Origin of the sequence: Promineifilum sp. (SeqCode) (genome assembly GCF_041918635.1) — a bacterium.
Taxonomy (GTDB): Bacteria; Chloroflexota; Anaerolineae; order Promineifilales; family Promineifilaceae; genus Promineifilum.
The window spans coordinates 1-2,979 of the sequence record NZ_JAYRVJ010000055.1 but is presented as its reverse complement, the minus strand read 5'-3'; the positions used below and the strand labels follow the sequence as shown (position 1 = coordinate 2,979).

The window sequence follows — 2,979 nt, the reverse complement described above, 5'->3', positions numbered from 1 at the left end:
GCCCGTTGACCCGGTGCAGACGCCCGTCTATGCCGCCTTCGCCGTGCTGGGCGGACTGGCCCTGGCCCTCTTCCTGCGCGCCCTCTCTGGGGCCGATGAGAGGCGGCCGGCGCTGGCGGTTTGAAAGAAGAAGAGCTCACGCAAAGCGCGCCAAGAAGCAAAGGACGCAAAGAAGAGATTTTTCTTTGCGTCCTTTGCTTCTTGGCGCGCTTTGCGTGAGCCTCTTCTTCTTTCAAACCGCCAGCGCCGGCCGCCTCTCATCGGCCCCAGAGAGGGCGCGCAGGAAGAGGGCCAGGGCCAGTCCGCCCAGCACGGCGAAGGCGGCATAGACGGGCGTCTGCACCGGGTCAACGGGCGTGCCGAAGGCGGCGCGGGCCCAGAAGGTCGCCAGCGCCAGCGACACGCCCATCGTCGTCATCTTGGCCAGCAGCAACCCGGCGAAGAGGAAGCCCCACGTCTGCCGCCGCCAGACGAGCACGGCTGTCAGCAGGCAGGCGGGGATGACAAACGACAGGTCGATGACCAGGACGGAGTTGATGGCCGCCGGCGCGCCGGCGGCCACGCCCTGAAGCACGAACATGACCCAAACGGGGATGAGCGGCAGCGGAATCGCCAGCACGACGGCCATGAAACGAGCCGGCGCGCGCTCGCCGACGCGGGCGCGGAAGGCGGCCGGATCGAGGCGGGTCAGCAGGCCGATGAGGCTGTAGACCGACAGGCCCAGGATGGCGATGTAGAGCGGGAAGAGCGCAGTATAAACGGCGTCGAAGGTGTATAGCAGATAGCCGTAGATGAGGTAGCCCAGGCAGCCGCCCCAGACGGCGACGGCCCGCGCCGAACCGCGCCGAGCGGCCGGCGCGACGATGAGCAGCAACGCCCCGGCGACCAGGGCGATAACGTCTTGCGCCCACGCGCCGGTCAGCAGGCCGCCGGTCAACGGGTAGAAGTTGGGCGCGAACAGCCCGGCCGCGGCGGCGACGAGCGCCCCCAGTCCGGCCAGCACGGACAGGATGGCGAACGGTTTGATGGATGAACGAAAGAGCATGAGTGACCTCCCGCGTGACCCGACCGGCCACGCCGCGTGATGATGGGCATACGATAGCGCATGGGGCGGGGAGTGTCCTCTATCAAAAGGTGTGGTTTTAGTGATGCGCGCTAATCCTGGAGCGCCGCCGTCTCCGCGGCCGGCGGCAGCAGGCCAAGAGCCGGCGGATCGGTTATAAACCTGCCCAATCCGCCAAATCTGCGGATAATTAATAGCCAGTGGTAGGGGCGGGTTTGAAACCCGCCCGTACAGGGCCGGCGGTCTCCCCTGCACCCCCGCCCCCCTGCACCCCTGCGCTGCAAAAGGAGTACCTCATGCACTACAAACTACTGGGCCATTCCGGCCTCCGCGTCTCCGAACTCTGCCTGGGCACGATGACCTTCGGCGAGGATTGGGGCTGGGGGGCGTCGCGCGAGGCCAGCCGCGAGATGTTCGACGCCTTCGCCGCCGCCGGCGGCAACTTCATCGACACCTCCAGCAACTACACCAACGGCACGGCCGAGCGCTTCACCGGCGAGTTCGTCAGCGCCGACCGCGACTACTGGGTCATCGCCACCAAGTACACCCTGCGCCGGCCGGGCAGCAACCCCGACGACCTGAACGCCGGCGGCAACGCCCGCAAGAACCTGCGCCGCACGGTGCAGCAGTCGCTGGCCCGGCTGGGAACCGACCACATCGACCTGCTCTACCTGCACATGTGGGACTACAGTACGCCGGTCGAGGAGGTGCTGCGCGGGCTGGACGATCTGGTGCGGGCGGGGCTGGTGCTCTACGTGGGCATCAGCGACACGCCGGCCTGGGTCGTCAGCCGGGCGCAGGCCATCGCCGAGTTGCGCGGCTGGTCGTCGTTCGTCGCCTACCAGGGGGCGTACAACCTGGTCGACCGGGGCATCGAGGCCGACGTGCTGCCGATGACGCACGCGCTGGGCCTCAGCGTGCTGGCCTTTGACCTGCTGGGGGGAGGGGCGCTGACGGGCAAGTTCAACGCGCCGGGCGGCCCGGCCGAGGCCACGCGCCGCCAGACGGTCGACGAGGCGCAGCGGGCGGCGGCCGCGGCGGTGGTGGCCCTGGCCGAGGAGATCGGCCGCACGCCGGCGCAGGTCGCCATCCACTGGGTCTGCCGGCGCGCGCCGCACATTATCCCCATCCTGGGGGCGCGGCGGCCGGCGCAACTGGCCGACAACCTGGGCGCGCTCGACTTCGCGCTGAGCGACGAGCAGATGGCGGCGCTGACCGCCCTGCGCCCGCTGCCCCGCGAATATCCTCACACCTTCTGGAACGACAACATCCGCCGCAACCTCATCTATGGGCGGCGGGTGGATGATCTGGACAAGGGGCATTGGCCGCGGCCGGAGTGAGAAGAAGAGGCTCACGCAAAGACGCTACGAAGCAAAGGACGCCAAGCAAGATGTTCTTTTTTGCGTTCTTTGCTTCTTTGCGCTCTTTGCGTGAGCTTCTTCAATAACCTATCACTGGTTACTCAAAATGACCGGCGCGAACAACTGTTGGGCGTCGGCCACGTAGGTAATGGTCAGCCGCGGCCGGTTGGCGGGGGTGGGGTGCTGGCGGCTGTCGAAGCGCTTGGCCGAGCCGGGCGCGCTCTCGTCGCCGCGCAGCAGCCAGCCGAACGCCGCCGCCGGGTTGTCGAGCTGGCGCTGCACGTCGGCAGCCAGCGCGGCCGACGACCAGCTATAGACGCCCGTCCCGCCGACCGTCGTCGTCGCCAGCGCCGCCGCGGCAAAGTCGCCGCCCGGCGCGGCCCACAGAGCGTCGTCGAAGTGGGTGTGCAGCCACGTCGCGTCGCCCGTCAGCGCCGCCGCGCCCGCCCCCTCCTCGCCCAGCGCGTCCGACGCCCCCTCGCCCCACGCCTTCTGTAGCGCGTGGAGCGTCACGGGCGTCTCGCCGGCGATGGTCTTCGACATACTCAGCGTCAG

2 protein-coding genes and 1 pseudogene are annotated in these 2,979 nt (G+C 68.7%); 1 reads left to right on the top strand and 2 read right to left on the bottom strand.

Translation table 11 applies throughout. The features are described from left to right. Positions 1 to 232: 232 nt before the first annotated feature. Positions 233 to 1,045 carry a hypothetical protein gene (locus tag ACE3UY_RS01870; RefSeq protein WP_374685853.1) on the bottom strand — a complete coding sequence of 271 codons (813 nt, stop codon included), beginning with the start codon at positions 1,043 to 1,045 and terminating at the stop codon, positions 233 to 235. Positions 1,046 to 1,359: 314 nt separating this feature from the next. Here ACE3UY_RS01870 and ACE3UY_RS01865 point away from each other — a divergent pair, with 314 nt between their 5' ends. Next, complete coding sequence (locus ACE3UY_RS01865; protein ID WP_374685852.1) at positions 1,360 to 2,403, top strand: aldo/keto reductase; 1,044 nt, start codon at positions 1,360 to 1,362, stop codon at positions 2,401 to 2,403. A 111-nt stretch (positions 2,404 to 2,514) separates the two neighbouring features. On the opposite strand, the pseudogene ACE3UY_RS01860 reads toward ACE3UY_RS01865, so the two are convergent. Further along, a pseudogene (locus ACE3UY_RS01860) lies at positions 2,515 to 2,979 on the bottom strand (hypothetical protein); the annotation flags it as partial.

Excerpts from the sequence above, each read along its gene's own strand:
- ACE3UY_RS01870 (WP_374685853.1), bottom strand. The coding sequence starts at position 1,045 with ATGCTCTTTCGTTCATCCATCAAACCGTTCGCCATCCTGTCCGTGCTG.
- ACE3UY_RS01865 (WP_374685852.1), top strand. The coding sequence starts at position 1,360 with ATGCACTACAAACTACTGGGCCATTCCGGCCTCCGCGTCTCCGAACTC.